The sequence below is a fragment of the Coprococcus sp. ART55/1 genome (assembly GCF_000210595.1).
GTDB classification, from domain to species: Bacteria; Bacillota; Clostridia; order Lachnospirales; family Lachnospiraceae; genus Coprococcus; species Coprococcus aceti.
Genome location: NC_021018.1, coordinates 1148410 through 1149802, shown reverse-complemented (window position 1 = coordinate 1149802; position 1393 = coordinate 1148410). Strand labels below are relative to the sequence as shown.

Annotated in this window: 3 protein-coding genes; all 3 read left to right on the top strand. The window is 39.9% G+C overall.

Going from position 1 to position 1393, the window contains the following annotated elements:
- Nucleotides 1-349 (top strand): LytTR family DNA-binding domain-containing protein (locus tag CCU_RS05465; RefSeq protein WP_208896020.1); only part of this gene is annotated, 349 nt, incomplete at its 5' end.
- Nucleotides 350-417: 68 nt separating this feature from the next.
- Entirely contained in the window at nucleotides 418-810 is a 393-nt protein-coding gene (locus CCU_RS05460; RefSeq protein ID WP_208896019.1) for a hypothetical protein, read from the top strand.
- Between the two features lie 111 nt (nucleotides 811-921).
- A complete protein-coding gene (locus tag CCU_RS05455; RefSeq protein WP_015533868.1) occupies nucleotides 922-1110 on the top strand; it encodes a hypothetical protein in 189 nt (62 codons plus the stop codon).
- The last annotated feature ends 283 nt before the right edge of the window (nucleotides 1111-1393 follow it).

Here is a 1393-nt window from a genome sequence, read left to right as displayed (position 1 = left end):
GCTCATGGATGAACTGCACAGCGACGAGCGCAAGCGTTTCGTGAAGATCCGGTACGACAGAAATGTCAACATCCTCGACTGCCGCGACATAATGTACATACGAATAGAGAAACGCGTGACGAAGTATTATACGACAAGGAAAACGGATAAATCAGACGGTGTGTTCTATGAGTACAGGCCACTCAGCGAGATCGTGGAGGAGCTTCCCGATAATTTTGTAAGATGCTCGGCCGCAGCTGTGGTGAACAGAGACTATGTGAGAAGCTACAACCGTCAGGTGATCACGATGATGGATGGTGAGACGGTGAAGGTCGGGAGAAGGTATGGGGATGTGGTGATACAGGGATGAGAAGAAAAGATATCTCAAGCAAGGACAGCCCTGGGGTGTGTATTTCAGGTTGTGTATACCATGACATCATGAAGACCATTGGAAGTGTTTCACCAGAAATGGGAGGAATACTTGGCGTAAGAGGAAATATCATAGAGAAATTTTTCTTTGATGGACAACACAGCAGCTATGAAAAAAAGGAATCAGTATATATACCAGATATTTCAAAACTTAATAGTGTTTTGCAGAGTTGGTATGAAGAAGGTATAACATTTGCTGGCGTGATACACAGCCATCCGTTGGATATGAGGAAATTGTCCGCTGCAGATGTTGTGTATGCAAATTGCATAATGAAGGAGAATGGCTTGAAATATGTACATTTTCCACTCGTATTTCCCGATGATGGAACTATTATCTGGTATGAGGTGAGTTCTGGGGGAGCGGTAAATGAACTTACATATGAGGTGGAAAAGGATTTCTAATAACAAATAAAATAATAGGAAAGCAGATAAAAAGGTACATTATTTTGAATGTCATATAGTGTGTGTAGTGTGCGTTCAAAAATGTAAATAAAATGAATGGAGGAAAAGACAATGACGAAAGAGAAAAAGTGTGTGAAAATCCCGGAGGGAACATGTTGTGCGTATTGTTGTGGCGACTGCGGCTGGGCTGATCCAAATGAGAGAGACAGCAGTGGTAAGATATGGTGCACAAGAAACAGAGCTTATTACTATCCATCAGAAAGCTCTTCGGGCTGCAACGGTTACTTTACAAGAAAGTAGTTAGAAGTAGTTAGCACAAAAGAGAAAAAAGGTCCTGACTCTGGATGTAATTAGACTTTTGGCTGATTGCATTCAGGGTTTGGGATGTTTCGCAATTCTTTTGTTCAATAAAAATGTATGTTTTTACTTAAAATATATGATTAAACAAGGAAGGAATGGTAGAAATATGTTTTTTTCGAAGAAAAACGCAGATAATAATTATTTCGCTTTAAAGGATAAGGTGCTAAAAAATTTTGAAATGTACCAGCATTTCCCTACATATGAAGATCCACATGTAATCAGA